Annotated in this window: 21 protein-coding genes and 2 pseudogenes; 12 read left to right on the top strand and 11 right to left on the bottom strand. The window is 37.4% G+C overall.

What is annotated here, in order from left to right; genetic code table 11:
* Nucleotides 1-219: 219 nt before the first annotated feature.
* On the top strand, nt 220-975 hold the full coding sequence (locus WG932_RS13560) for a hypothetical protein (RefSeq protein WP_483088289.1): 756 nt from the start codon (nt 220-222) through the stop codon (nt 973-975).
* A gap of 78 nt (nt 976-1053) precedes the next feature.
* Here WG932_RS13560 and WG932_RS13555 read toward each other — a convergent pair.
* The 5 genes and pseudogenes from WG932_RS13555 to WG932_RS13535 all read right to left on the bottom strand — a co-directional run bounded on the left by WG932_RS13555 (nt 1054) and on the right by WG932_RS13535 (nt 4220).
* Nucleotides 1054-2081, bottom strand: a pseudogene (locus WG932_RS13555) (hypothetical protein).
* Nucleotides 2082-2094: 13 nt separating this feature from the next.
* Entirely contained in the window at nt 2095-2418 is a 324-nt protein-coding gene (locus WG932_RS13550) for a DUF3817 domain-containing protein (RefSeq protein ID WP_014018709.1), read from the bottom strand.
* A 4-nt stretch (nt 2419-2422) separates the two neighbouring features.
* Nucleotides 2423-2980, bottom strand: a complete 558-nt coding sequence (locus WG932_RS13545) for a hypothetical protein (RefSeq protein ID WP_014018708.1) — start codon at nt 2978-2980, stop codon at nt 2423-2425.
* A gap of 32 nt (nt 2981-3012) precedes the next feature.
* A complete protein-coding gene (locus WG932_RS13540) occupies nt 3013-3552 on the bottom strand; it encodes an acyl-CoA thioesterase (protein WP_014018707.1) in 540 nt (179 codons plus the stop codon).
* Between the two features lie 11 nt (nt 3553-3563).
* On the bottom strand, nt 3564-4220 hold the full coding sequence (locus tag WG932_RS13535) for a protein-L-isoaspartate(D-aspartate) O-methyltransferase (RefSeq protein WP_014018706.1): 657 nt from the start codon (nt 4218-4220) through the stop codon (nt 3564-3566).
* Nucleotides 4221-4497: 277 nt separating this feature from the next.
* Between WG932_RS13535 and WG932_RS13530 the strand changes: the two genes are divergently transcribed.
* The gene (locus WG932_RS13530; protein ID WP_041934542.1) at nt 4498-5085 is read left to right on the top strand and encodes a riboflavin synthase; all 588 of its coding nucleotides are present in this window, start codon (nt 4498-4500) and stop codon (nt 5083-5085) included.
* 11 nt (nt 5086-5096) lie between these two features.
* Here the strand turns inward: WG932_RS13530 and WG932_RS13525 are convergent, their stop codons facing one another.
* From WG932_RS13525 to WG932_RS13500, 6 genes and pseudogenes are all read right to left on the bottom strand, one after another.
* Complete coding sequence (locus tag WG932_RS13525; RefSeq protein WP_483088288.1) at nt 5097-5666, bottom strand: phosphatase PAP2 family protein; 570 nt, start codon at nt 5664-5666, stop codon at nt 5097-5099.
* A gap of 3 nt (nt 5667-5669) precedes the next feature.
* Nucleotides 5670-6574 (bottom strand): annotated as a pseudogene (gene hemF, locus WG932_RS13520) (oxygen-dependent coproporphyrinogen oxidase).
* 23 nt (nt 6575-6597) lie between these two features.
* Complete coding sequence (locus WG932_RS13515) at nt 6598-7017, bottom strand: BamA/TamA family outer membrane protein (protein ID WP_483088642.1); 420 nt, start codon at nt 7015-7017, stop codon at nt 6598-6600.
* Nucleotides 6987-7643, bottom strand: a complete 657-nt coding sequence (locus WG932_RS13510) for a hypothetical protein (protein WP_483088287.1) — start codon at nt 7641-7643, stop codon at nt 6987-6989. The genes WG932_RS13515 and WG932_RS13510 overlap by 31 nt, the downstream gene beginning before the upstream one ends.
* A gap of 14 nt (nt 7644-7657) precedes the next feature.
* Nucleotides 7658-8503, bottom strand: coding sequence for a hypothetical protein (locus WG932_RS13505; protein WP_483088286.1), 846 nt, complete (start codon nt 8501-8503; stop codon nt 7658-7660).
* A gap of 73 nt (nt 8504-8576) precedes the next feature.
* A complete protein-coding gene (locus WG932_RS13500) occupies nt 8577-8978 on the bottom strand; it encodes a hypothetical protein (protein WP_483088285.1) in 402 nt (133 codons plus the stop codon).
* Between the two features lie 49 nt (nt 8979-9027).
* On the opposite strand from WG932_RS13500, the gene WG932_RS13495 reads away from it, so the two are divergent.
* The 10 genes from WG932_RS13495 to WG932_RS13450 all read left to right on the top strand — a co-directional run bounded on the left by WG932_RS13495 (nt 9028) and on the right by WG932_RS13450 (nt 22317).
* Nucleotides 9028-9771: a TrmH family RNA methyltransferase gene (locus WG932_RS13495; RefSeq protein ID WP_014018701.1), complete on the top strand. Its 744-nt coding sequence runs from the start codon at nt 9028-9030 to the stop codon at nt 9769-9771.
* A gap of 372 nt (nt 9772-10143) precedes the next feature.
* Nucleotides 10144-10911 (top strand): DUF6503 family protein, encoded by a 768-nt coding sequence (locus tag WG932_RS13490; RefSeq protein ID WP_483088284.1) that lies wholly within the window; start codon nt 10144-10146, stop codon nt 10909-10911.
* Between the two features lie 332 nt (nt 10912-11243).
* The gene (locus WG932_RS13485) at nt 11244-13274 is read left to right on the top strand and encodes an LruC domain-containing protein (protein ID WP_483088283.1); all 2031 of its coding nucleotides are present in this window, start codon (nt 11244-11246) and stop codon (nt 13272-13274) included.
* Nucleotides 13275-13722: 448 nt separating this feature from the next.
* Nucleotides 13723-15036, top strand: coding sequence for a TonB-dependent receptor plug domain-containing protein (locus tag WG932_RS13480; protein ID WP_483088282.1), 1314 nt, complete (start codon nt 13723-13725; stop codon nt 15034-15036).
* Entirely contained in the window at nt 15033-16172 is a 1140-nt protein-coding gene (locus WG932_RS13475) for a TonB-dependent receptor domain-containing protein (RefSeq protein WP_483088281.1), read from the top strand. The genes WG932_RS13480 and WG932_RS13475 overlap by 4 nt, the downstream gene beginning before the upstream one ends.
* A gap of 30 nt (nt 16173-16202) precedes the next feature.
* Complete coding sequence (locus WG932_RS13470) at nt 16203-17546, top strand: hypothetical protein (protein ID WP_041934926.1); 1344 nt, start codon at nt 16203-16205, stop codon at nt 17544-17546.
* A 674-nt stretch (nt 17547-18220) separates the two neighbouring features.
* Complete coding sequence (locus WG932_RS13465) at nt 18221-19294, top strand: uroporphyrinogen decarboxylase/cobalamine-independent methonine synthase family protein (protein ID WP_483088280.1); 1074 nt, start codon at nt 18221-18223, stop codon at nt 19292-19294.
* Nucleotides 19295-20640: 1346 nt separating this feature from the next.
* Nucleotides 20641-21159: a hypothetical protein gene (locus tag WG932_RS13460; RefSeq protein WP_483088279.1), complete on the top strand. Its 519-nt coding sequence runs from the start codon at nt 20641-20643 to the stop codon at nt 21157-21159.
* 12 nt (nt 21160-21171) lie between these two features.
* Nucleotides 21172-21714 (top strand): hypothetical protein, encoded by a 543-nt coding sequence (locus WG932_RS13455; protein ID WP_483088278.1) that lies wholly within the window; start codon nt 21172-21174, stop codon nt 21712-21714.
* 189 nt (nt 21715-21903) lie between these two features.
* The gene (locus tag WG932_RS13450) at nt 21904-22317 is read left to right on the top strand and encodes a hypothetical protein (RefSeq protein WP_483088277.1); all 414 of its coding nucleotides are present in this window, start codon (nt 21904-21906) and stop codon (nt 22315-22317) included.
* The last annotated feature ends 430 nt before the right edge of the window (nt 22318-22747 follow it).

Raw genomic sequence — 22747 nt, 5'->3', positions numbered from 1 at the left:
TCCATACCTTATTTCATCGTGAGATAAAAAGTTAGAAATAGTCGGCTAATATTAATATGGTGAATTCTGTAGTATGCAGTATTGGCTAAAAAGGGAATTGAAAGTGGATTTGGCTAGTTTTTAATACTATTTTTGAAGATAGAAAACCAAAAACCTGAGAATTAAATTTATTTACCCAGCAAAGCTTAAAAATTACCTATAAATTAAAATATTTTTTTCATGGCTAAATTCGATAAAATGAAACATTCACTTTTGTTAGTAAGTCTATTAACCTTGATCGCTTGTAAGGAGACCGAAGAGCCGATTCAAAACATTATTTTTGAGGGGAATATTTATATTACTTCTCTTTCAGAACTTCAGGATTTTAGCGATGAAGGTTACACCTCTATTGATGGTAATTTATTCATAGTTGGTTCCAATGATTTTGAAGATTTGTCTCAATTGAAAAGTCTTAGGGAAGTAAAAAATATTACCATTCAGGAAAATGAAAATTTACAATCATTAAGAGGTTTGGAAAATATCAAAGAAATTGGTTCTTTAAGAATTGATTATAACCCTCAATTGAAGGCTTTAACCGGTCTTGATAATTTAGAAACTGTATCCAGGGACTTATTAATTGGGAACAATGATAACCTGATTTCTTTATCGGGTTTAACTAGCTTGAAAACAGTCGAGAATAGAATGTTTGTAATATTTAATAGTTCCCTTAGCAGTTTAAATGGATTAGAGAGTTTAAATGAAGCAAAGGAATTTGCTATTTCCTATAACACAATTTTAGATAATATTTCCGGCCTAGAGAACTTCATTAAATCCTTTGGATTACAGATTAATTCTAACCCCTTACTGAAAGATTTTTGCCCTTTGCTGAATTTTGCTAAAAATGGAGGCAGTTGGAATGATTTTTACGCCGTATATAATCTATACAACCCTACGATGGAAGATTTAAAGAATAATGAATGTACCAACCTTCCCTAGTTTGCGAGCCGAAATACATTCCACTTCAATTATACATTTATTCAGACTAGTTCATAAACAGTGAGATTTTTTCTACCACTATTTGTGAATCAATTGATTCAAGCTCATACGCAAAATCGCCCCCATATTTTTACAGCGGAGAAAATCAGCGTTTTTGTAGTGTTTTGCCAATTCATTTTTTAGGCTTTCAATATTGGACTCCTTGGATAGTACATCTTTTTCCATGCTATTTAGAATATCAGTGATTTCCTTAGGAGAGCTTTTAAGCCGAGTAGCGATCAAAGCTCTTTCCTCTTTCTGATATTGATTCATGGATTCCTGTGTTATGTGTTTAATTCCTAACTGAATCAATGCGTTGTTCTGTTTAAAAAATTGAGGTAAATAGATGGTTTTTTTGCCTTCATAAGATTGTTGGTCAAAGTCTATTGACCTTATTCTATAATGGGTTTCTTCAAAATCAGGGGTTACATCAATCACGAAATTTGAAGAGTGCATGTCCCCAAGAAGTCTTACAAAACATCTTTCGTTAAACTTAACAAATTCTTTAGAAAGCCGAATGGGGTTAAGCAAAGGGTCATAAAGCTGCTGCTTCATGAATTGTTCCCCCGGAATGCCGGCAATATGTTCTTCTATCAAGGTGTTTCTATAAACAAGATACCCAATTCTATTAGGAGACAATAAATGTTCTAAACCCAGACCATATACCCTTGATGCATCTGCATTTTTGATATAGAAATAGTCGAAATTATCATTGATACGATTGACGATTCTTACCCTAAAGGGTTGGGTATTGCCATAGGTACAAAGATCTATCCTGTCTACATACAAATGCTGCATGACAGACATGTCTCCATCAGCTTTTAGGAGTGCATATATTTTTTGACCTTATAATGAATCTCACTTCTATCCGACTCGTCATAAAATACCGTTTCCCACAAAGTGTCATTGCCTTTGAAATCATATAGTGCAATGGAATTTGTAAATCTAAGCAATTCCTTATAGTGAATAGGTATATCTACTTCTCTGCCATACTTAATCAAGTATTTCCTTAGATTATCACTTATAGGATATACAATCTTTTTTACTGATAACTGCCATACGCCGATGTTTTTTATGGCCTTAAGTCCTCTCTTCAATGATTTTTTCTTGCTTTCTTAATTTACGATCGAACAGAAATGGTCCAAAAGGTAGAACTGAGGCTATCAAGCCTAGTAGGGCGGTTCTGAAATGCCATCTTAATTTTCTGGATGTTGGAAACATCACCAAAATATAAAGCATGAAAAGTAAACCATGAATCCAACCAACATAAGTCACCATGGCAGGTAAATCAAAAATGTATTTCAAAGGCATGGCAATAAAAACCAAGACCAACATGGAAATACCCTCTGTGATACTTACGATTCTAAACCGGTGCAATATGGCTAACCGCTCTTCATTTGTCATTTTATTATTTTTTAATATTGAAAAACACTTGTAATGTATCCCATAGTTTTCTTTTCAGGGGTACGTTCTTTTCTAAAGTATCTAGATCATCTGCAAAGAAATAACTTATGGTTTCTTGTGTAATTTGATAATTCTCTTTTTTCATTTTCATCAAGGGATGATAAATGGTCCCAAAAAGGATCATTTTTTCAGGATCAAATTGCTCCAGAGGGTTCTCATTGCTTCCTTTCAAGGATAACTCTGAAACCAATGCGATGTCCTTTAAAGAAAGATTAACGGCATTGAATATTTTAAATAAGAAGGCCCTGCTGCTTTCCTTTAGCTCTTCTCCCTGATAAACGACCAGAATTGATTGTTTAAACTCCCCTTCATATGGAATGGGTTCCGGGTCATGTTCCTTTACTATCGCCGGAGCTTCCGGCTCATTGACTGCTTCGGGGCTTGGAGATGATCCCAAATCTAGCCTTGAAGCAATCTTATTTACCGCGAGTTTTTCTTTGACCTCCTCCTGGAGAACAAAGATTTCATCAGTTAGAAATAATGACAGTTCTTTTAAATTCATCTTATTGGGATAAGCTTATGAAAGTACAAAATTTATTCCTTTTGACCGATTCCCTCGCTATCAAAAAGAGCCAATAATTCTGTGGCATCCTTTGGATCCATCCTTTTGGCTAGAATAAGCCGAAGTTGTCTTCTCCTTAACGCCCCTTTATATAGTTCTTCTTCTTTCCCATTAACAGGTTTTAACTCGGGTACCTTTACAGGCTTCCCCTCACTGTCAACGGCCACAAAGGTGAAGAATGCTTTGTGCGAGGCATACTTGCTATTTGCCGGTATGTCCTCCGCAAAAACTTCTATATAAACCTCCATTGAGGTATTAAATGCTCGAGTAACCTGAGCATTTAAAGTGACAACGTTTCCAAGTGCGATAGGGTTTTTGAATGAAATATTATCTACCGAAGCGGTGACGACAATTGAGTTGGAATGTCGTTGGGCGGCGATGGCTGCAACCACATCCATCCAATGCATCAATTTACCTCCCATTAAGTTGTTTAGGGTATTGGTGTCATTCGGAAGGACCATTTCTGTCATGGTAACCACCGAATCTTTTACATGCTTGAATGATTCTTTCATAACCTAGTGTTTTATTCCCAACCTTCATCTCCCCTTAAGGGAACAAATGAAAAGTTGTCAAAAGATTCTTTTAGAATCTGTTTATTGGTTTGCTTTGTTAATTTTAACATTTGCTGCTTTTTGCGATCACCTACTGGAATTACCAAGATCCCACCTATTTTCAATTGCAAAAGCAGGGTTTTAGGAACCACAGGAGCACCTGCAGTTACAATGATTTTATCGAAAGGAGCCTGATTTGGTAAACCCAAGCTGCCATCCCCATGATAATGTTTTATTTTAACCCCAATCTTGGGTAAAAACTTCTTGGTGCGTTCATACAATACTTTATTGTATTCAATGGAATGCACATTTGCTCCTAAACAGTACAAAATCCCTGCCTGATATCCCGACCCTGTACCTATTTCCAATACTTTATCACCTGGGTTTATGCTTAATAACTCTGTCTGAAAAGCAACAGTGTAAGGCTGAGATATGGTTTGACCTTCTCCTATCGGGAAGGCTTTGTCTTCATAGGCATGGCTCAAGAGGGCAGAGTCAAAGAAAAAATGTCTTGGGACATTGTTAAACGCCTCCAGAATGGCTTCATTTCGAATGCCCTTGTTTCTTAATGTTCTAATTAACTCTCTCCTTTTTCCTTTATGTAAGTAACTATCTTCCAGTTTAAACATGGTTTTGAATGCTTCATATTCTGATTGGATTGCTAAGTTAATGCTAAAAATGCCTTACTTTGTCATTGAATCAGGAATATATACCAAGGTTTTAGGGTTTAGATTGAAATTAGTCATTTCATTGGGTATAGGCTATGACTTAAAATTGAACCTCCCTTATTGAGCAATCGTTTTGAAATAATATTTAAAAAGAAGGAGATATCTGAAAGTACTGAATACAGATGAGCGCTTTCTTTTAAACTGGAATTTGGATAGCAAAGGGCAAAAATATAGAATAATGTTTACAGGAATAATAGAAGCTTTAGGCAAGGTAAAAGGTATAACTGAAGAAGGTAGTAATATACATTTTGACATCGAAAGCCCTCTCGCCTCAACCTTAAAAATAGACCAATCCCTTAGCCATAATGGGGTTTGTTTAACGGTGGTAGCGGTCAATACCAATGAGTATAGGGTCACAGCCATTGATGAAACCTTACAGAAAACCAACCTTGGCAAATTAGAGGTAGGGGATTTAGTGAATCTGGAAAGATGTATGCCTTCAAACGGTAGGTTTGATGGGCATATTGTACAGGGGCATGTCGATCAGGTAGCAGAGCTATTATCTGTAGACTCGGTGGATGGAAGCTGGGTGTACACTTTTTCTTATAAAACTGATGAAGGGAATATAACAGTAGAAAAAGGGTCAATCTGTGTCAATGGCACCAGCCTTACCTGCTTTAACTCTCAAGAGGGGTTATTTAGCGTTGCGATTATTCCCTATACCTATGAAAATACCAATTTTCACTTGTTGGAGCCCGGAGATTCAGTCAATTTAGAGTTTGATATTATTGGAAAATACATCCAAAGGGTGCTTAAAGGGTATTGATTCGGCTATTATTATTTATGCGCTGTCCAAAATACTTTCAGTTTTATAATTAGCCAATAAACTAGCCAACCAGAGAGAAGGCCAACCAGAGCTCCGACCAGCACATCACCCGGATAGTGTACGCCTAAATATATTCTGGTGTAGGATACTAAGGTAGCCCATAAAAATAACCAGCTAAAACTTGGGAGTTTTTTAGCTCCTACTTTTTGCAAATAGGCAGCCATCCCGAAAGTATTGGCTGCATGAGATGAGGCAAAACCGTACTTACCACCACAACCTGAATAATTCATAATTATGCCTTGCCAGCGAGGGTCATGGCAAGGGCGTAGTCTCTCAAAAAAAGGTTTCATAAAGCCGGAAGTAAATTGATCAGCCAATACTATCACCAAAACCAGACCGACGATAAACCAAATACTTTCCATTTTGTATTCTCTTATGAGAAGGAATAATAAGAAAATATAGAAAGGAATCCATATGTATTTTCCGGTAATAAGGAGCATTACCGGGTCTAGCCATGAAGCATGGATTTGGTTCAAGTAAAGAAAAAGCTGTTCGTCCCAGTGTGCGATGCTATCAATCATTTGCTAATCCTTTATCCAATTGATTCCCTTTTTCAAAAGTTCTAGTGTTTTTAAAGCCTCACTTCCTTCTTCTGGAGTTTGGTTGTAAACCCAGTTGGCTTCCGGGGGCATACTCATCAAAATACTTTCTGTGCGTCCATTGGTATCCAATCCAAATTTGGTCCCTGCATCCCAAACCAAGTTAAACTCCACATACCTGCCTCTCCTCAATGCCTGCCACTTGAGCTCTTGGTCACCATAGGGGAGCTTATGGTTATTGGCCATAAAATGACAATAGATTTTAGGGAATAAATAGCCTAGGCCTTCAACAAAAGAAAGCAACTTAGGAAAAGGCATTTTTTCATTCGCGCTCAGCCTATCAAAGAAGATGCCTCCTATTCCCCTGGTTTCCTTTCGGTGAGGGATATAAAAATAATCATCTGCCCATTGCTTAAACTTTTCATAATATGAATCATCATAAGCATCACAATGTGCTTTAAGCTGCTTATGAAAATAACTGGCATCTTCAACGTCTACAAAGTGTGGTGTTAAATCAATTCCCCCTCCAAACCAATAGGTGCCATTGCTCATCTCAAAATAACGGATATTCATGTGAATGATCGGAACCATGGGGTTTATAGGATGGATAACAATAGAAACTCCGGTAGCAAAAAAATCAGCCTCTTCCAGAGAAAGCTTTTTAGTATTTTTTCAGGTGTTGGGCCATGAACGGCAGAAAATGCCACACCTCCCTTAGCGATAATCTTTCCGTTAGCTAATACTTTGGTAGCCCCACCACCACCTTGTGGCCTTTCCCATAGGTCGGTTTTAAATTTCCCTATACCATCTTCTTTTTCTAAAGCTTCGCAAATATGTTGTTGTATTTTTTGAAATCTTTCTGCGATGATTTCTTTGTTTATTTTTTCCATGCTAAATGGGTAAATTAATGCGGTTAAAAAGGATAGCCTATTCCTATATTAAATACTTGTTGCCCTTTCTCACCCAGAGGATTTTTGAGAGACAGTTTATCAAGAATAAATCTTTCATTTTCAGGCCTGGCAGGATCATATGCTTTGATTCCCATATCCAGTCGCAATACCAAAAATTCAAAGTCCATTCTTAACCCCACTCCGGTTCCTACGGCAATTTCTTTGTAAAAACGATTGACTTTAAAATCAGTTCCTTCTCGTGAAGGGTCTACAGCAAAGGTCCAGGTATTTCCGGCATCCACAAATATGGCTCCGTCAAAATAACCAAATAATTTTCTTCGGTATTCAAACATCGCCTCAAATAGTATTTCACCGGGTTGTTCAAATCGATAATCAAATGTTCCTTCTTCATCTAAGTCCGGGGTAAAGCTACCCGGGCCCAGTCTTCGAGGTTGCCAGGCCCTGATACTTGTACTTCCCCGGCGAAGAAATACTTTTCATAGGGCAAAACGCCACCACTGATACCATAAGGCTTGGCCAAGCCTAAATTAAGCCGGTAAGCAAAGGTGCTTTTGTTGGTCAGGGGAATGTATTTTCTGAAATCAGACTGAAATTTTAAAAATTGAAAGTAATTTAAACTATTGTCTCCAAATTTTTCAGGGTCAATCCAGTTGAAAGTGGTGCCGCCACTCTCCACAAAAATCCGCCACATAGAAGCTTCATTTTTCTGAAACAATCCATATTGATTAAAATTGATAATTACCTGACCCGAGATGCTACTTACATAGGAGGGGAGAAAGGAATTGATCAGATTATTGCCTTGATCTTGAAGTTCTTCTAAACGTACCCTGAAAACCGAATCCAAATCAGACCGAATAAGGTTGGCATCCAAAAGGTTGAAAGTAAACTGCTGTTTTAAGTTCCTGGTTCCCCAGGTGTATGCTAAAATGGTATTTAAAGCCTCCCTCATATACTCAGGACGGTTTACAAAGCTGTACCCCAATAAGGTTCTGGTTCTGGGGTTATACCTACCAAATTTCTCAAGAGTTCCAAAATTAAAGGGAATCAAAAACTGGGGGAAAATTATAGAAGCAGAAGTTGAAAGTTCTCGGCTTCTGTATACTCCTCCCTCTGTGGTTGCAGAAGCAACCCCTCTAGGCCGGCTCTGAAATTAAACTCGAATATTTCCAAACCTTTGAAAATATTTCGGTTTTGCAGAGAGTGACTAAAAAATGGTCCTGGAAGTTGTTCGGTAACACTGGCTCCAAGTTGATTGGTTATTTGAAACTTTTGATTGGGTCTGGTATAAATATTGGTGTTGATAACATTACCTAGCGTGTCAAAAGATATGTTTACAAACCGAAACATATCAAGGTTGGCCAATTGTCGCTGGGTTTCTATAACTGCATTTTTATTGTATAATTTACCTTTTTGAAGAAAAATCCTAGAGCTGATTATTTTTTCCGAATAGTTGTCTTGGTACATAGAAAACTTAATGTCATTCCAGAAAGTTTGTTCTTTTTCATCTGCAATAAGATCACTTGGCGGTGCGATGGAAAAATTGATCGAGTCTAGTGTGTAGATCTCGTGATCTTTTCCTGAGTCTGGTTTGTTGATGATTTGTTCGATTACCACATGCTTCTCTACCGTGTCTTTGTAAACGTTGTATTCGATATAGGACTTAGAAAAAGCATAGTAACCATTTGCTTTCAAGACATCTTCTATTCTTTGTCTTTCTTTAGTAATATTCGATTGGCTATATCTTGCCTTGTTTTTTAAGAGAGAATGCTTTTGATTAGCCTTTAGCACATCATTCAATGTGGTGTCAGCATTTGTATTGAAAAGGCTATCTATTACGTATGGGCTATTTTCTGTGATTAAATAAGTAAGCTTAGCTTTTTGTTTGTTGCTGTCAATTTTGGTTTTCACTCGGGCGTCAAAAAACCATTGTTTTTTAAGTAAATATCGATTTGTTGTGCGGAGACAGCTGTTTTAACACTGTCTAATACGACTTTAGCATTGCCCGTTCGCATAAACCAATTGCCGTACTCCAGTTTTTTTCCAAGCCATTTATTTTATTATTTAGCTTGTTGAACCTTTTTTCTACTTTAGTTGAAGTGTTACCCTGCTTTATTTTTTCAGCGGAACTTTGCAAGGATTGCTGAGCTTCCTGAAGTTTGTTGGCGATTTTGCTGCTGTCATAGAGTGCATTGCCCAAATTGTAAACCATTACCCCCGGAGATATATTTATTAATGGTATCCTGGTGTTAGGCTTTTGCTGAATTAGATTTTTAATGGCCTCTCCATCACTTTTATCTATGCCTTGAGTGCTAACATCAGTGAGCAAAAATTCGTCCTCATGGAGTCCTCTAGTCAGGGAACAGCTCCACAACAAATGGATCAAAAAAGAAAATTTATATATTTGGTCTTCTTCACTACAACACTCATGGCTAATGCTAAGCAAAAATACAGTTAAGTTTATTAAATCCTTGCACCAGAAAAAATTCCGTAAACAAGAAAGTGCTTTTTTTGTGGAAGGGGCTAAAAATGTAACGGAATTATTGCTTTCCAATTATACAGTTAGTCATCTACTTTGTACTGAAAAATTTCAGGAAGAAAATACCTTATTGGTTAATGGTTTTTCCGGAATAAAGATTGAAGTTAATCCTAAAGAATTGTCTGCATTGGGTACTTTTTCGACCAATGATCAAGCACTTGCAGTGGCCAAAATAAAGGAGAACAAACCTTTGACTTTTGGAAAAGAGCAATTGATTCTTGCCCTGGATGATGTTAGGGACCCTGGGAATTTGGGGACCATTATCCGAATAGCAGACTGGTATGGAATCGAAAAAATTTTGATGTCAAAAAATACTGCCGATATCTATAATCCAAAAGTTTTAAACGCCAGTATGGGATCGTTTACAAGGTTAAGCTTTGAATACGTAGACTTGCTTGAAAAATTAACAGCATCTAATTTGCCTGTTTATGGAGCTTTCTTGGAAGGCATGAATGTGCATCACTTAGGAAAAGCGGCCAACGGTATTTTACTGATGGGAAATGAGTCCAATGGTATTTCCCGGCAACTTGAAGAAATTGTCACTCAAAAATTGACCATTCCTGCGTTTGGTAATGCTGAATCTTTAAACGTTGCAATTGCCACTGCTGTCCTTTGTGACAACTTAACCCGGATTATGTAATAAGATTTCTCCGCCCTGACAAAGGCTGTTTGTAACTTTTAGCATAACACTGCTATGCTGAAATTGAAAGCAATTTCAGTACATAATAAATTGTCTAATGGATATTTTGGTTTTAAAAAGAAATAGGTAATAACAATGTCTTAATCCATCCATGCCCTGCAATTACTATGCATCGTTCAGAAACTGCAATTTTTTTAACAATTAGTATGCCTGCTATCGAAATAAAGGGGAAATCTATTGAATACTAAAACGTTATTATAATTTTAATCAGGAAATGTTGGAATAATTTATTCTCTTTGAATGGCTCATTGCAAAAGGATTAACCATTGCATAGCTTTTACCGTACATTGATTAACTATAATCAAAAATGCAATGATGAAAAAACTGTTTATAATGTTTTTTCTCTCAGCCATTATGGTGGCTTGTCAGAAAAACACTGAAACACAAGAGCAAAACAACTATCCTTCAGATTTTGCCAAAGTACTCGAAGCTCATGGAGGGATGGATCAATGGCAAAAAGGGAAAACTTTAAAGTTTACTATTGGAGATCCTACAGACGGGCAAAAACACACCGTTGACCTGCACCGTCGAATGGATAAAATAGTAACATCTGATTATGAAATTGGTTTTGATGGAAATAAGGCTTGGGTTTTAAACAAAGAAGGGGAATATGATAGGAACCCGACTTTCATGCATGACCTAATGTTTTATTTTTATGCCATGCCATTTGTTCTTGGAGATGAAGGGTTGAACTATGAAAAAACAGCAGACAAGGAAATACTAGGGAAAAACTATCAGGGTATTAAAATTACCTTTGATTCTGGTATTGGGAACTCTTCCAGCGATGAATATTTTTTATACTACGATCCTGCAACCTATCAAATGGCTTGGCTCGCCTATAAAGCAACTTTTGGCTCGGATAAAAAACCTGAATGGCCTAATTTTATCAGTTATGACAAATGGTCTGAAGTAGGTGGAGTTCTTCTTCCAACCTCTATTGCTTGGTACACAGCCGAAGAGGGTGAGGTAGGGGAAGAAAGAAACAGGGTTGATTTTAATACAATCAGTTTGTCTCAAGAGCCACAGCCGGAAGCTTTTTATGCAAAACCAGACAATGCTGTTTTTGGCAAAGAAGAATAAATTGTACCGCTTTATTTAAAACCGTTTAGCGGAGGCACCCTTGCTAGCGGGTATTATTACCCTTTTCCGGTGCATCAGAATTTACATTATAAGCCATTTCTACGGTCGATATCCTTCCGGAGAAGTGGCTTTTTTTATGGCCTATTTACTTATCTGGGGAAATCACTATGCCGTTTTAAGCTAGTTTTTTTAAAAACAAGTATTCAATTCATCTGCAGAATTTTGGAATTCACCTATCAAAAGATGCTGTCTAACGAGTTTTTCACTTCTCAAGTACTAATTATTATAGTTTTGTATCATTCAATTTTGCGAAACTTTTAAAACTTATAGATATGAAAAACAATAGCTTACTTCTGATCTTTGGATTTGCGGCCTCATTATTTGCCTGCGACCCCATCAATGAAATCTCTGAAACAGTGACTCAGAATGATCAACTCGGATTAAATACCCCTTCAGGTTTTGATTTTTCTACTACTACATCAGTTAATGTTGATCTTTCTGCAACGGGGAGTGATAACTCACCCTTATCAAATGTGGTGTATAAAATATATAAAGGGAACCCTCATAAAGAGGGGACATTATTGCAAACTGTTCAATTGGACGAACTAGGTAACGCCTCTATCACCATAGACCTTCCAAGTTACCTGAAGGAAGTTTTTATAGCCTCCGATTATATAGGGGTAGAACCAATGGCAATCGTACCGGTTTCAGGTGGAAGAATTAGTTATAGTTTTGATGCAACAAACCCTTCTGTGTTGGCAGACGAATATTTTGAAACAAATGCAATAAACGCCAATGAAAGAATTTCTGCCAGTAGTGAAGAATTTATGACCCTTGGATCTTGGTCTTCAGAGGGAAAACCTAAGTATTTGGTTGAATCAGACAAAATAAGTGATCAACTCTTGAAAAACATCAATTATAGTCTTCCTGAAAATGAAGATCTTAGAAAAAGCAACCCTGAGGCGATAAGTGATAAATATAAAAGAGAACTATTCGTAAGTGAAGATGCGGAGGTTTGGGTGACTTATGTGCATACAGGTGGAAGTTATAGAAATGCCATTGGTTATTATTGGTACAAGGAAGGGGAAGCGCCCAAAACTGCGGATGAAATCAAGAACAAAACAATAATATTCCCAAATGCTCAGTCAGGAGTGTTACGCTCGGGTAATAAAGTGAAACTTGTAGGACCTAAAGATGGAGCTTTTGAAAAAGATACCTATATCGGCTGGTTCTTGATTTCCAATGGTTGGCAAGGTGGTAAATTGACTTACGGGAATGGCGTTTTTTATGCAGACAAAAATTTAAACACATTCAATGAAAAAGAAGAGCTTAGAGATCAAATGGTGTTTTTATACGATGCCACTGAGCAAATTCTTTTAATGGGCTGGGAAGATATCCGAAGAGATTACAGCAGTTGTGACCATGATTTTAATGATGTGATGTTTTATGCTTCTTGGAACCCTATTACAAGTGTGGATTTGACAGATTATGTGCCTATAGATACGGATGTGAAAGATAAGGATGAGGATGGTGTAGCTGATAGTGAAGATGAATATCCTGAAGATCCTGAAAGAGCTTTCAATAACTATTCTCCGGGAGAAAATACTTTTGGCACCCTTTTGTTCGAAGATTTATGGCCTAGCTTTGGTGATTATGACATGAATGATTTGGTAATCGATTACAATGTAAATGAAATTTCAAATGGTAATAATCGTATCAAAGAAATTAAATTGACTACAGTAGTTAGGGCCACAGGAGCTGGTTACCGCAATGGTTTTGGAATTCAATTGCCGGTATCTTCAGATCAAGTATTGAGTGTGGAAGGTACTCGATTGAGTACTGGTAGCATCAAGACTTTGTCAAGTGGTGTGGAACAAGGACAGAAATTGGCCACAATCATTGTAATGGATGACGTGAATGATAAACTTCCTGTCATGGCCAATGTGTTTACCGGAAACACTCAACACGGTACGGATACAGTAACGGTTAAGATTGTATTCAAGGAATCTGTGAGAAAAGCTGACCTTGGAGCTGCTCCTTACAACCCATTTATGATTATTAATCAGGACAGGGGTAGAGAAGTACACTTGATGAATATGGAACCTACAGACCTTATGGACACCGAGTGGTTTAGTACTGCAGACGATATCAGTTCAATAGGTGAAGGAACTTATTTTACAAGCAATAAAGGATTCAACTGGGCATTGCATATCCCACAAAGCATCTCTTATGCTCAAGAAAAAGTGGACTTCACAAAAGCATATACCAAATTTTCTGAATGGGCTAAATCCGGAGGACTTTCTTACGAAGATTGGTACCTTAATATAGACGGGCAAGTTAATTCAGATGCCATTTATAAATAAGGATACTTTAAATAACATTTTTTGGCCTTCCCTCCGCTTGGGAAGGCCTTTTTTTGGCTTCATTTTCCCTGATTAAGTTTTGATTAACCATCGTAATTTTTTATAGGGCAGCTTAATGAAATTTTAAACCTTTTTCCGGAATCGTGTTTTTACTATCGGTCACAAAAATTAAAAACCTGATTGATTCGGTTTAAACCGTCATTTTGGACAATTTTTTAACCTAATTAAAAATTAATCTAAATAAGTATTGCATAAAAAAATGGGTATCCGTAATATTGCATTCAATTAGACTAAATCTAAATAGAATAAAAATTAAAGAGCTCCATATTTCCATTTAGGAAAGGGGATTTGTCAGAAATGACACGCTAATAAGATTTTAGTTGGATAACATCAAGTAAGTACGTATCAGTTTGAAAAATTGATCGCTTAACAATTCGAATAAAAAGGCATGAAGATAACTTTACTATCAGAATATTTACGATTAGGGTTGATTACCGTTCTGATTTTTTCGGGTCTTGGTATTGGGGCACAATCCCTTCATGCGGCAACTGTTAAAGGTAAAATTCTTGATTCAAAATCTAATCCAATACCCGGAGTAATCATTAGAATTAAAGACAGTCCATACAATGCCATCTCATCGATTGATGGTAGTTATCAAATCCAAAATGTCCCTAAGGGTAATTTCGAGCTATTGCTTTCTTGCTTGGGCTACCAGGAGCATTCTAAAAATGTAGTGGTTGATGTAGAGGAAGCTGTTGTTCAGTTGGACTTTTTATTAGAAGAATCTACCACCGATCTAGCGGGAGTTGTCGTACAAGGACTATCTGTTAAAAGTGAAATTGAAACCAAAGGTTTCGCTGTGGAGGTCGTGGAAACCCAAAAAGCTGCCCTGCAATCCATACAAACCAATGACTTGCTTAACCGAACTGCCGGAATTAGGGTTAGACAAAATGGTGGAATAGGATCGCGCGTGGATTACAATTTGAATGGAATGTCCGGTAATTCAGTGAAAATCTTTATCGATGGTCTGTCTATATCAACCTACGGTTCCTCTTTTAGCTTAAACAGTATTCCTCCTGCATTAATTGACCGGATCGAAGTTTATAAAGGGGTAATCCCTGCGCATCTGGCAGACGATGCTTTAGGTGGTGCCATCAATGTGATTTTGAAAAAGGGCGTGGTGAATAATCTTTCAGCCTCCCTGTCTTACGGTTCTTTCAATACCATTCAGAGCAATGTAAATGCAGCCTATAGAGATGAAGCCACCGGTTTTACGACTAAAGTCTCTGCATTTTATAATTCTTCAGACAATGACTATGAGGTATGGGGGAAATTTGTGAGAAACATCCTTGCCAATGGAAGGTACGATTATGTAAGGGCAAAGCGCTTCAATGATGCTTATCGTTCTGTAGGAGGAAAGATTGACTTGGGATATACCAATGTTAAATGGGCAGATCAATTTTTCTTAAGCTATACAGGGTCTGACGATTATAACGAAATCCAACACGGTACTTATATGTCCATTCCCTATAAAGGGCGCTTTGGTACCTCGCAATCCCATGTTTTGGGCTTGACATACATTAAAGAAGATGTAGGGATTAAAGGTTTGGATATCAATTTTAACGGCTCTCTGAGTAAAAGAAATGAGGTGGTCACAGATACTGTGAAATGGAATTACAATTGGTTTGGCGAGTTGAGCTTGGGGTTGGATGGCAATCCGATTTTGACTTCATCCGTGCACAGCAAGGAGCCCCCACGATGAATCATATTGATAGAAATGTGGCTACTTTTAGGGCAGGGGCTACTTATGAAATCAGCACAAATCACAGAATATTTTTAGGTCAATCTTTCTACTCTATAGATAGGGAGGAACAGGATTTTATGAAAAGTGCCGTTGAAAGAGAATTTATAGGTACCAGAGACCTTCAAAAATCAATAACATCACTTAGCTATGAATTGGATATGTTTCAGTCTAAGCTAAAAGGCAGTGTTTTTGGAAAGTATTATTACCAAGGCATTGATAAGATGGATCCTTTGTTGGTGGAAGAAAATGGGGTCTCCACTCGGATAGAAGAGCGAACACAGAGTAGTAGAAATACAACCGGCTATGGAGCGGCCTTTTCCTTTAGGGTTTTCAGACCTTTGACGTTGCTTGCATCAGCCGAAAAGGCTGTAAGAATGCCTTCTGAGGGCGAAATATTTGGTAGTCCGGGTGAAAATATTGTGGAAAATCTTGGGATTCGACCTGAGTTAAGCAACAACCTTAATCTTGGATTTATTCTAGGAGACTTTGAAAACAGATCTCATACCTTTTCTATCTCCGGTACAGGTTTTATCAGAGATACCCAAGACAAAATTATTCAACAAATAAACCCAAGGATCAATGATGCCGTACAGACCAACCCATATGAAAATTTGGGTAAAACCAAATCCATTGGTTTTGAAGGACAAGTGAAATATTCCTATGGAAATTCATTAAGGGCCATAGTGAACGTATCCAAATTCAACTCGCAATTCAACACCAAGTTTGATTCCAATGGAAATGTTTATACTAATTATGGACAACAGATTCCTAATGAGCCATTCTTTACCATCAATAGTTCTATTGATTATACTTTTAGAGATGTTGTGAAATCAGGTTCTCTATTGAGATTGTCACACTATTTTGGCTTTGTAGATAGGTTTTATACCACCTGGTTAGAGATTGAAGATTTCAGAACTCCTCGCCAGTACATCAATGATATAGGTGCTACCTATACTTTTCCTGACCGAAAGCTGGCAGTAAGCGTGGATTTGCGAAATGTATTTGACAAGCAGGTCTATGATAACTTTGCCGTCCAAAAACCGGGCAGAGCATTTTATGTCAAACTTAATTATACCATTGGAAATTTTAGATAAACCATGTTAAATATAAATACATACAGAATAATGTTCAAAAATTTCAACTTAAGTAAAAGATTACTTTCCCTTGGCATGGCTGCCGCAATGGTTTCCATGGGAGCCTGTGTCCAAGACGATGATGTAACACCTGAAGAAGAGGAAGAAGTAGAAGCTGATCGCTGGGTGACCCTAGCGGGAGCTTTTATGGGAGAAACTGCCGGAGATGGAAATGGCGGAACCAATATATACGCAGTTAGCTTTGAAGATGCCATCAATCCAGAGACAGAAATAGATGTATTCAATGATGGAGAACCGGTAAAATCAAATAGAACTGCCAGATTGCAGGTTTCTCAAGATGGAGGTACTCTATTTAATATTGCATATGGTGGAGAAAATGGCGGAGAATATTCCAAATTTGATATACGTGGTGGTGCAAACTTTGTTCAGGAAGATGTTACAGTTAATATTTCACAGTATGCAGGAACTTCACCAAGATGGAGTAAACTCTACAATGGAGATAAAAATGGAATCGCTGTAAACGTAGCCAATATTGCTGCTAATAATTCAGAAGATGGAAATCCCGAAGAAGAATTTAAATATTATAGAGGAACAGCTACGGTTTTGGATTTGGATTTGCAAGAAACCCTTATCTCCGATTATAAGACCTATGAATTGCCTTTAACGGAAGAAGAAGAACTTGCCGGTCATGTAATCTTTAGGTTAGATGCTCCTGTATTGAATCAAGCCGGTGATAAATTGGTGATAGGTACTTGGATGAGAAAATATAATCCTGCTACAGGTTTAACTGAATCAGAATGGGATAGATTAGGTACCAAGTCCCTTGTTGTAGATTACCCTTCTTTGGAGAACCCAACTCTTATTACCTCAACTCAAGCCAATGGAGATTGCTCCGGCTATAGAAGTAATGTCAACCAACTTGCTGATGATGGTTACATTTACCAAGCTACTACCAGAGATACCAATGGTTCTCATATCTTGAGAATTGGTTCTGATAACCAATATGACAATACTTATGCCTTGAGTCTTGATGATGCACTTGGACTTACAGATACTTATGTAGATGCTTGGAAATATGTAAGCAACGGTATTGGTTATGCCTTGATACGTCATGGTGAAGAAGATCAGGGATATGTAGTTAGAATGGACCTTAATCAAAAAACTGCATCAATTGTTCAGGGACTTCCTGATGATCCTGATGTAAGATTTAATCAGTTCCAAAGTTTCTTGGTAAGTGGAAATGACTTGATTTTACCAATTTCACCACTTGGACAAGATGGAAACATTTATATCCTTCACAGTCAAACCAATGAGGTGACCAAAGGTGCTAAATTAATCAATCAACCTGGTAACCATTTTATCGGAGCATTTTAAGAATTAATTTTTTATCTAATAAAGGACCTGCATCTCCATTAGGATTTGCAGGTTTTTTTGTCCAATTTCCCCTAAGGAAAAGCAGTTGGTTTACCTCAAAATAGGCCATAAAACTTCTATTGTAGATAGAGCTCGCTTCAATATCAGTCACTGCGTGGTTACTTCCGGTTTAACCATAAATATCCTAGGCTAAATCCTATAGAAATTAGATTTTCTTGTGATTCCAAGCCTCTTGAAAGAACTCAGGGTATTGTTAACTAATCCGGGAATAAGAGCGGTTTCATGCCTTGAATAGGGTTACTTACCCTAGACTTTTTCGGGCTTAATGATTTGTATAGGCCAATAAATGGCACATTCCATTAATTTCACTATTAAAGTTTGAACTTTTTGCTACTTTCTCGGTAAAAATGTTATTTATTTGTCCCAATTGACGATTTCTTTACCTAAATTAATCTCGGATTTATGGTGTAACGGAAAATGAACCGTTGCTGAACACCTCAATGAAAGAATTTATTTCCATTTTCTAGGGTTAGAGACAAGGCTATTGCCTATTTTCTTTATTGTTAATACTAAGAAATAGCATAGCGGAAGAATTGAAGCCCAAACATAGGTATGGGCTTTTTCTTTCTTAGCTGCTATACTACTAACAACGAAAAATGATTAATCTGGACCAAATGAATACTATACCAACGGAATCAGTAGGAAGTGTTCCTCGATCCCAAGAATTACAAGAAGCTATAGTTGCCTTTTCGGAAGGTAATTTATCTGTAAGAGATATAAATACCTATTTAGATGAGGCGGTAAAGGAGACTGTCGAAGCCTTAGAAAATACAGGTTCCACCATCATTTCTGATGGTGAACAGGCCAAAACAAGCTTCGTTACTTATCCATTGGATGGGCTGGATAATTTGGCGGCAGGAGGGATTAACATTCCTTTTGAAGATGGGCACAGTCGTCAACTTCCAAAGTTGACCAAAGGGCCATTTTATTATTCCACCTTTGCGGGAAACTACCTTCCTCGAGCAAGAAAGTTTACCAAACTCCCTCTGAAACAGGCAGTAATTTCTGCTTCAGCACTTAGTCTCTTGTATCCCCAAGAAGGATTAACCGATTACTCACAATCTCAGTTTATTGAGGATTTAATAAACCAGTCAGAAGCAGACATAAGGAGCTGTTTTAACAATGGCGCCTATCATGTGCAGGTGGACTTTACCGAGGCAAGACTTTCTCTGAAATTGGATCCTTCAAAAGCACTTTTGAAGCAATTTATAGATCTGAACAATAAGGTTTTGAGTAGATTTACACATGAAGAAAGACAGCGGATTGGCTTTCATACCTGTCCCGGAGGTGACCATGACAGCACCCACAGTGCAGATGTAAGTTATACCGAATTAATTCCACTTTTTTTATCCCTTAATTGTGGAAACTTCTACATGCAAATGGCCAATGAAAAAGATGCACCGAAAGCCTTGAAAATGATAGGGGAAAATCTTGGTGCCAACCAAAGAGTGTATATTGGGGTCATTGATGTAATCAATGAAGTCGTAGAAACCCCTGAAATGGTATGTGATAGGATAATGACGGCTGCTGAATACATACCTGTAAGCCAATTGGGAACTACGGATGACTGTGGATTTTCACCTTTTGGAGATGATATAGCCACGAGTCGTGAGACTGCGTTTGCTAAAATAGCCGCACGGGTGGAAGGAACCAAGATGGCTTCGGAAAAATTAATGGTAAGTGCCTGAGTAATGAGTGGTTTATAGTAGTGGGAAGACTATAGTCGGATTACACGCCACAGTAAGTTATCCGGGTAAACCCTATTTTATTTTACAGAATCTTCCAAACTAAAAAAATCCAAATATGAAATGTGTTAATGTTTCATTTCCATGTTTATGAACAAGTTTGTAGGAAGGTTTTACCTCCATTTTAAAGAATAAAGAAGATTAAAAGGCTTCAACATTAATATACGTGCAGTGTCAACTTGCGGAAAATGGAATCAAACACCCATCGATTTTGGCGGTATTGTTGCCTTTTTTCGCAACAATCCTGACAAAATCACTACCTACCCATTCCCTATAGAAGACACGAATAAAGTCCTATGAATACACCAAGCCCCATAGTGGCGTAATAAATCAGCCAAGGGTGTCAGCCCTTGGAAAGTAAGATTATCCACATCTTGATTTTGGCGGTATTGTTGCCTTTTTTCTGCAACAATGCTGAGAAAGTCACTACCTACCCATTCCCTATAAAAGACGCAAATAAAGTCTTATGATATCACCAAGCCCCACGGGGCGAAATATCTCAGCCAAGGGTGTCAGCACTTGGTAAAGAAGATTATACACCTCCTGATTTTGGCGGTATTGTTGCTTTTTTCGCAACAATACTGACAAAATCTCAACTGAACTACCTTTAAAGGAAATCAAACGTTTATCTTGACATCATCCGAAAACCCCTTTAGAGGTGATATTTTTGTAGCCGGTGGCATTAGCCACCGGATTGATGATCTAAACGTAATCGATTTTGGCGGTATTGTTGCCTTTTTTCTGCAACAATGCTGACAAAATCACTACCAACCCATTCCCTATAGAAGACACGAATAAAGTCCTATGAATACACCAAGCCCCACGGGGCGAAATATCCTAGCCAAGGGTGTCAGCCCTTGGTAAAGAAGATTATACACCTCCTGATTTTGGCGGTATTGTTGCCTTTTTCGCAACAATACTGACAAAATCTCAACTGAACTACCTTTAAAGGAAATCAGACGTTTATCTTGACATCATCCGAAAACCCCTTTAGGGGTGATATTTTGTAGCCGGTGGCATTAGCCACCGGATTGATGATCTAAACGTAATCGATTTTGGCGGTATTGTTGCCTTTTTTTCTGCAACAATGCTGACAAAATCTTCTCGTTGTAAAACTTTTAATCATGTTTATTCGAAAAAACTTCCGGAATTAAGTCAACTTAATTAATTTACAAGAGATTTTTTGGTGATCGCTTAAATAGTGGATTGTAATAGGAGCAATCTAAAAAGACAACATAAAATATTAATCCTATTGATACATTTTTTAACCAAACTAAAGCACAATAATAATGGCAACAGATGAATCAAGAATTGAAGACAGTATGTGGGGCAGGTTATTGCCATGGGTATTAACAATTGCATGTTTGGCGATTTTATACATTATCGGTGATTTTTTAATTAAGAACATTGAATGGTACAAGCAGACTCTATTTGCCATAGAAATAGACGGAATTCAAGAACCAACCTATAGGATTCATGCTTACCATATCCATATGAGTATGATTAAAAGGTCTGTAGGTTTGTTTTCCGGTTTTGCCATTATGTTTTTAGGCTTAGGCGTTACGTTTTATAGTTTGAGAAACAAAACTGACTTAAAGCTATCTTCAAGTATTTGGTCATTAAATTTAGCCACAATGTCCCCGGGTATATTGGCCTTGGTAATGGGGGCTGTTCTTATAATGTATACCATTGGAAGCAAGGATGATTTTGCTCCTTATCCTATAATCTATAAAACTGTCAATGATTCTACACTCAATCAAGATGGAACCAATACCGATACTTTAACAATTGTAACCTCACCTTTTTAATATTTCAATACCATGAAAAACTTAATGCTATTATTTTTCATCTGTGTAAGCTTCAAGTGCCTTTCCCAAAATAATACAGAATTATTATCAACAGTAAAGGTGTTGGCACAGTTAAGTGAAGCAGCGCAGCGAGAAGGTGATAAGTCCTCAGTCTTGATTTACCAAAATACTTTCTATCAAATTTGGGAAGCCAATGTAAACCTTCATGGTTCTGATACCTTCCAAAAAGCATTTCAATTTTTTGACACCGTCAAAAAAAACAATCATTCGGCCATAAAAGAACAATGCTTTTCTTTAAATGGGAAGCTTCCGAAGGGAAGTGAAGGATTACCGAATATAGTTGTAGTGGATACTCCATCCGATGGATTGGCCAATAATGAGATACCATCTTTGCTCATAGAAAATTTTGACAAAGGGCTTATTTCCTCTTCTGATATAGAATATTTCACAAGTCTTAGAGCCATTAATGAACCAAGGAATAATGAGCAGGATTACCTGAAAAAAATAAAATTCTTCAGGATGCAATTTTACTTAGGGATAAGCAAATTAGGCTGAATAGTAATTTGAAGAAAAACGAGCTTAAACCCTATGATAAATTGATTAAATCGATTGAGGAAATCGAAAAGTCATCGATAGAACTTAACCATTCAAAACCTTAAATTTCTTGGCTGCAATGGTGTAGGTCAGGGAAAGAAGTGGTGAAGTAGATCAAGAAAAGCATTAATCAACTAACCAGTATTTACAATGGAAGTAAGGCTGAATAAAATTTTCATTTTGTTGCTTGTTATTGGGGCCTTTCTTGGGTCCAAACCCGGATATTCACAGCAAAGAGATGGCCCTCCGGAGGTAGCGCAAGAAGAACAAATAGACACTGTTGAAATTGATTTTGAAAATCAGAACATTGGATTTGTTTCAACCTTCGTCAGGACACCTTTTGTGATTTTTGTGTTTTTGGGAACGTTTTGCGGTGCTTTTTTCTCGATCGTTACTGAATTTCTAGTCAATATTTTTCAAGGGTTTGACAATGGTTACCCAAACACCAATTTGATTTGGGAATTGGGCTGGAATAAAATTATAAGTAGTTGGTGGTGGCAACCAAGTGTCTGGTGGCATTTGGCCATTGCTATTGTCTTTTGGTTACGAGTGATCAAAAGGTAAAATTTCTAAACGCAACCGATTGATCTATAGGTAGTAGAATGGCAGATGGTCAAAAAACTTGGTAGGAGTTTTAAAAACCCAATTCAGAAACTTCCGAATTCCATAACACCACAGGGGTACTTCAGAAGTACCCCCTTGCTCTTTCTTACTCCAATTTACTGACAGAGAACGGCTCCGGAGTACCTAAAACTGACAAGCTTGAATGTTTTTTATGGATCTTTGCAGGTAAAACCTTATATTTTCCACCTTAAACCTGATAATTTCGACCAAAAACTGACAATAAAATGCCCTAAAAACGGAAAATATGACAAAATTTCAGGAAAAGTCCGGAGATAGGCTCAAATTTTTGGTGTTCGGAAGTGGGCTGGGGTACTTCTGAACTCAATGATTTCAGCTTTTTTATTCAAGCTTCCATCTTTTTGCCGGAAAA

The sequence above is a fragment of the Cyclobacterium sp. SOCE241 genome (genome assembly GCF_056867545.1).
Note: the sequence above shows the minus strand (reverse complement) of the source record. Positions and strands in the feature narration are given on the sequence as shown.

Bases quoted from the DNA above. Each gene is read 5' to 3' on its own strand.
- WG932_RS13475 (WP_483088281.1), top strand. From the start codon at position 15,033: ATGAATCATATTGATAGAAATGTGGCTACTTTTAGGGCAGGGGCTACT.
- WG932_RS13455 (WP_483088278.1), top strand. From the start codon at position 21,172: ATGAAAAACTTAATGCTATTATTTTTCATCTGTGTAAGCTTCAAGTGC.
- WG932_RS13560 (WP_483088289.1), top strand. From the start codon at position 220: ATGGCTAAATTCGATAAAATGAAACATTCACTTTTGTTAGTAAGTCTA.
- WG932_RS13535 (WP_014018706.1), bottom strand. From the start codon at position 4,220: ATGTTTAAACTGGAAGATAGTTACTTACATAAAGGAAAAAGGAGAGAG.
- WG932_RS13545 (WP_014018708.1), bottom strand. From the start codon at position 2,980: ATGAATTTAAAAGAACTGTCATTATTTCTAACTGATGAAATCTTTGTT.
- WG932_RS13485 (WP_483088283.1), top strand. From the start codon at position 11,244: ATGAAAAACAATAGCTTACTTCTGATCTTTGGATTTGCGGCCTCATTA.
- WG932_RS13530 (WP_041934542.1), top strand. From the start codon at position 4,498: ATGTTTACAGGAATAATAGAAGCTTTAGGCAAGGTAAAAGGTATAACT.
- WG932_RS13540 (WP_014018707.1), bottom strand. From the start codon at position 3,552: ATGAAAGAATCATTCAAGCATGTAAAAGATTCGGTGGTTACCATGACA.
- WG932_RS13460 (WP_483088279.1), top strand. From the start codon at position 20,641: ATGGCAACAGATGAATCAAGAATTGAAGACAGTATGTGGGGCAGGTTA.
- WG932_RS13480 (WP_483088282.1), top strand. From the start codon at position 13,723: ATGAAGATAACTTTACTATCAGAATATTTACGATTAGGGTTGATTACC.
- WG932_RS13490 (WP_483088284.1), top strand. From the start codon at position 10,144: ATGATGAAAAAACTGTTTATAATGTTTTTTCTCTCAGCCATTATGGTG.
- WG932_RS13525 (WP_483088288.1), bottom strand. From the start codon at position 5,666: ATGATTGATAGCATCGCACACTGGGACGAACAGCTTTTTCTTTACTTG.
- WG932_RS13550 (WP_014018709.1), bottom strand. From the start codon at position 2,418: ATGACAAATGAAGAGCGGTTAGCCATATTGCACCGGTTTAGAATCGTA.
- WG932_RS13495 (WP_014018701.1), top strand. From the start codon at position 9,028: ATGCTAAGCAAAAATACAGTTAAGTTTATTAAATCCTTGCACCAGAAA.
- WG932_RS13465 (WP_483088280.1), top strand. From the start codon at position 18,221: ATGAATACTATACCAACGGAATCAGTAGGAAGTGTTCCTCGATCCCAA.
- WG932_RS13450 (WP_483088277.1), top strand. From the start codon at position 21,904: ATGGAAGTAAGGCTGAATAAAATTTTCATTTTGTTGCTTGTTATTGGG.
- WG932_RS13470 (WP_041934926.1), top strand. From the start codon at position 16,203: ATGTTCAAAAATTTCAACTTAAGTAAAAGATTACTTTCCCTTGGCATG.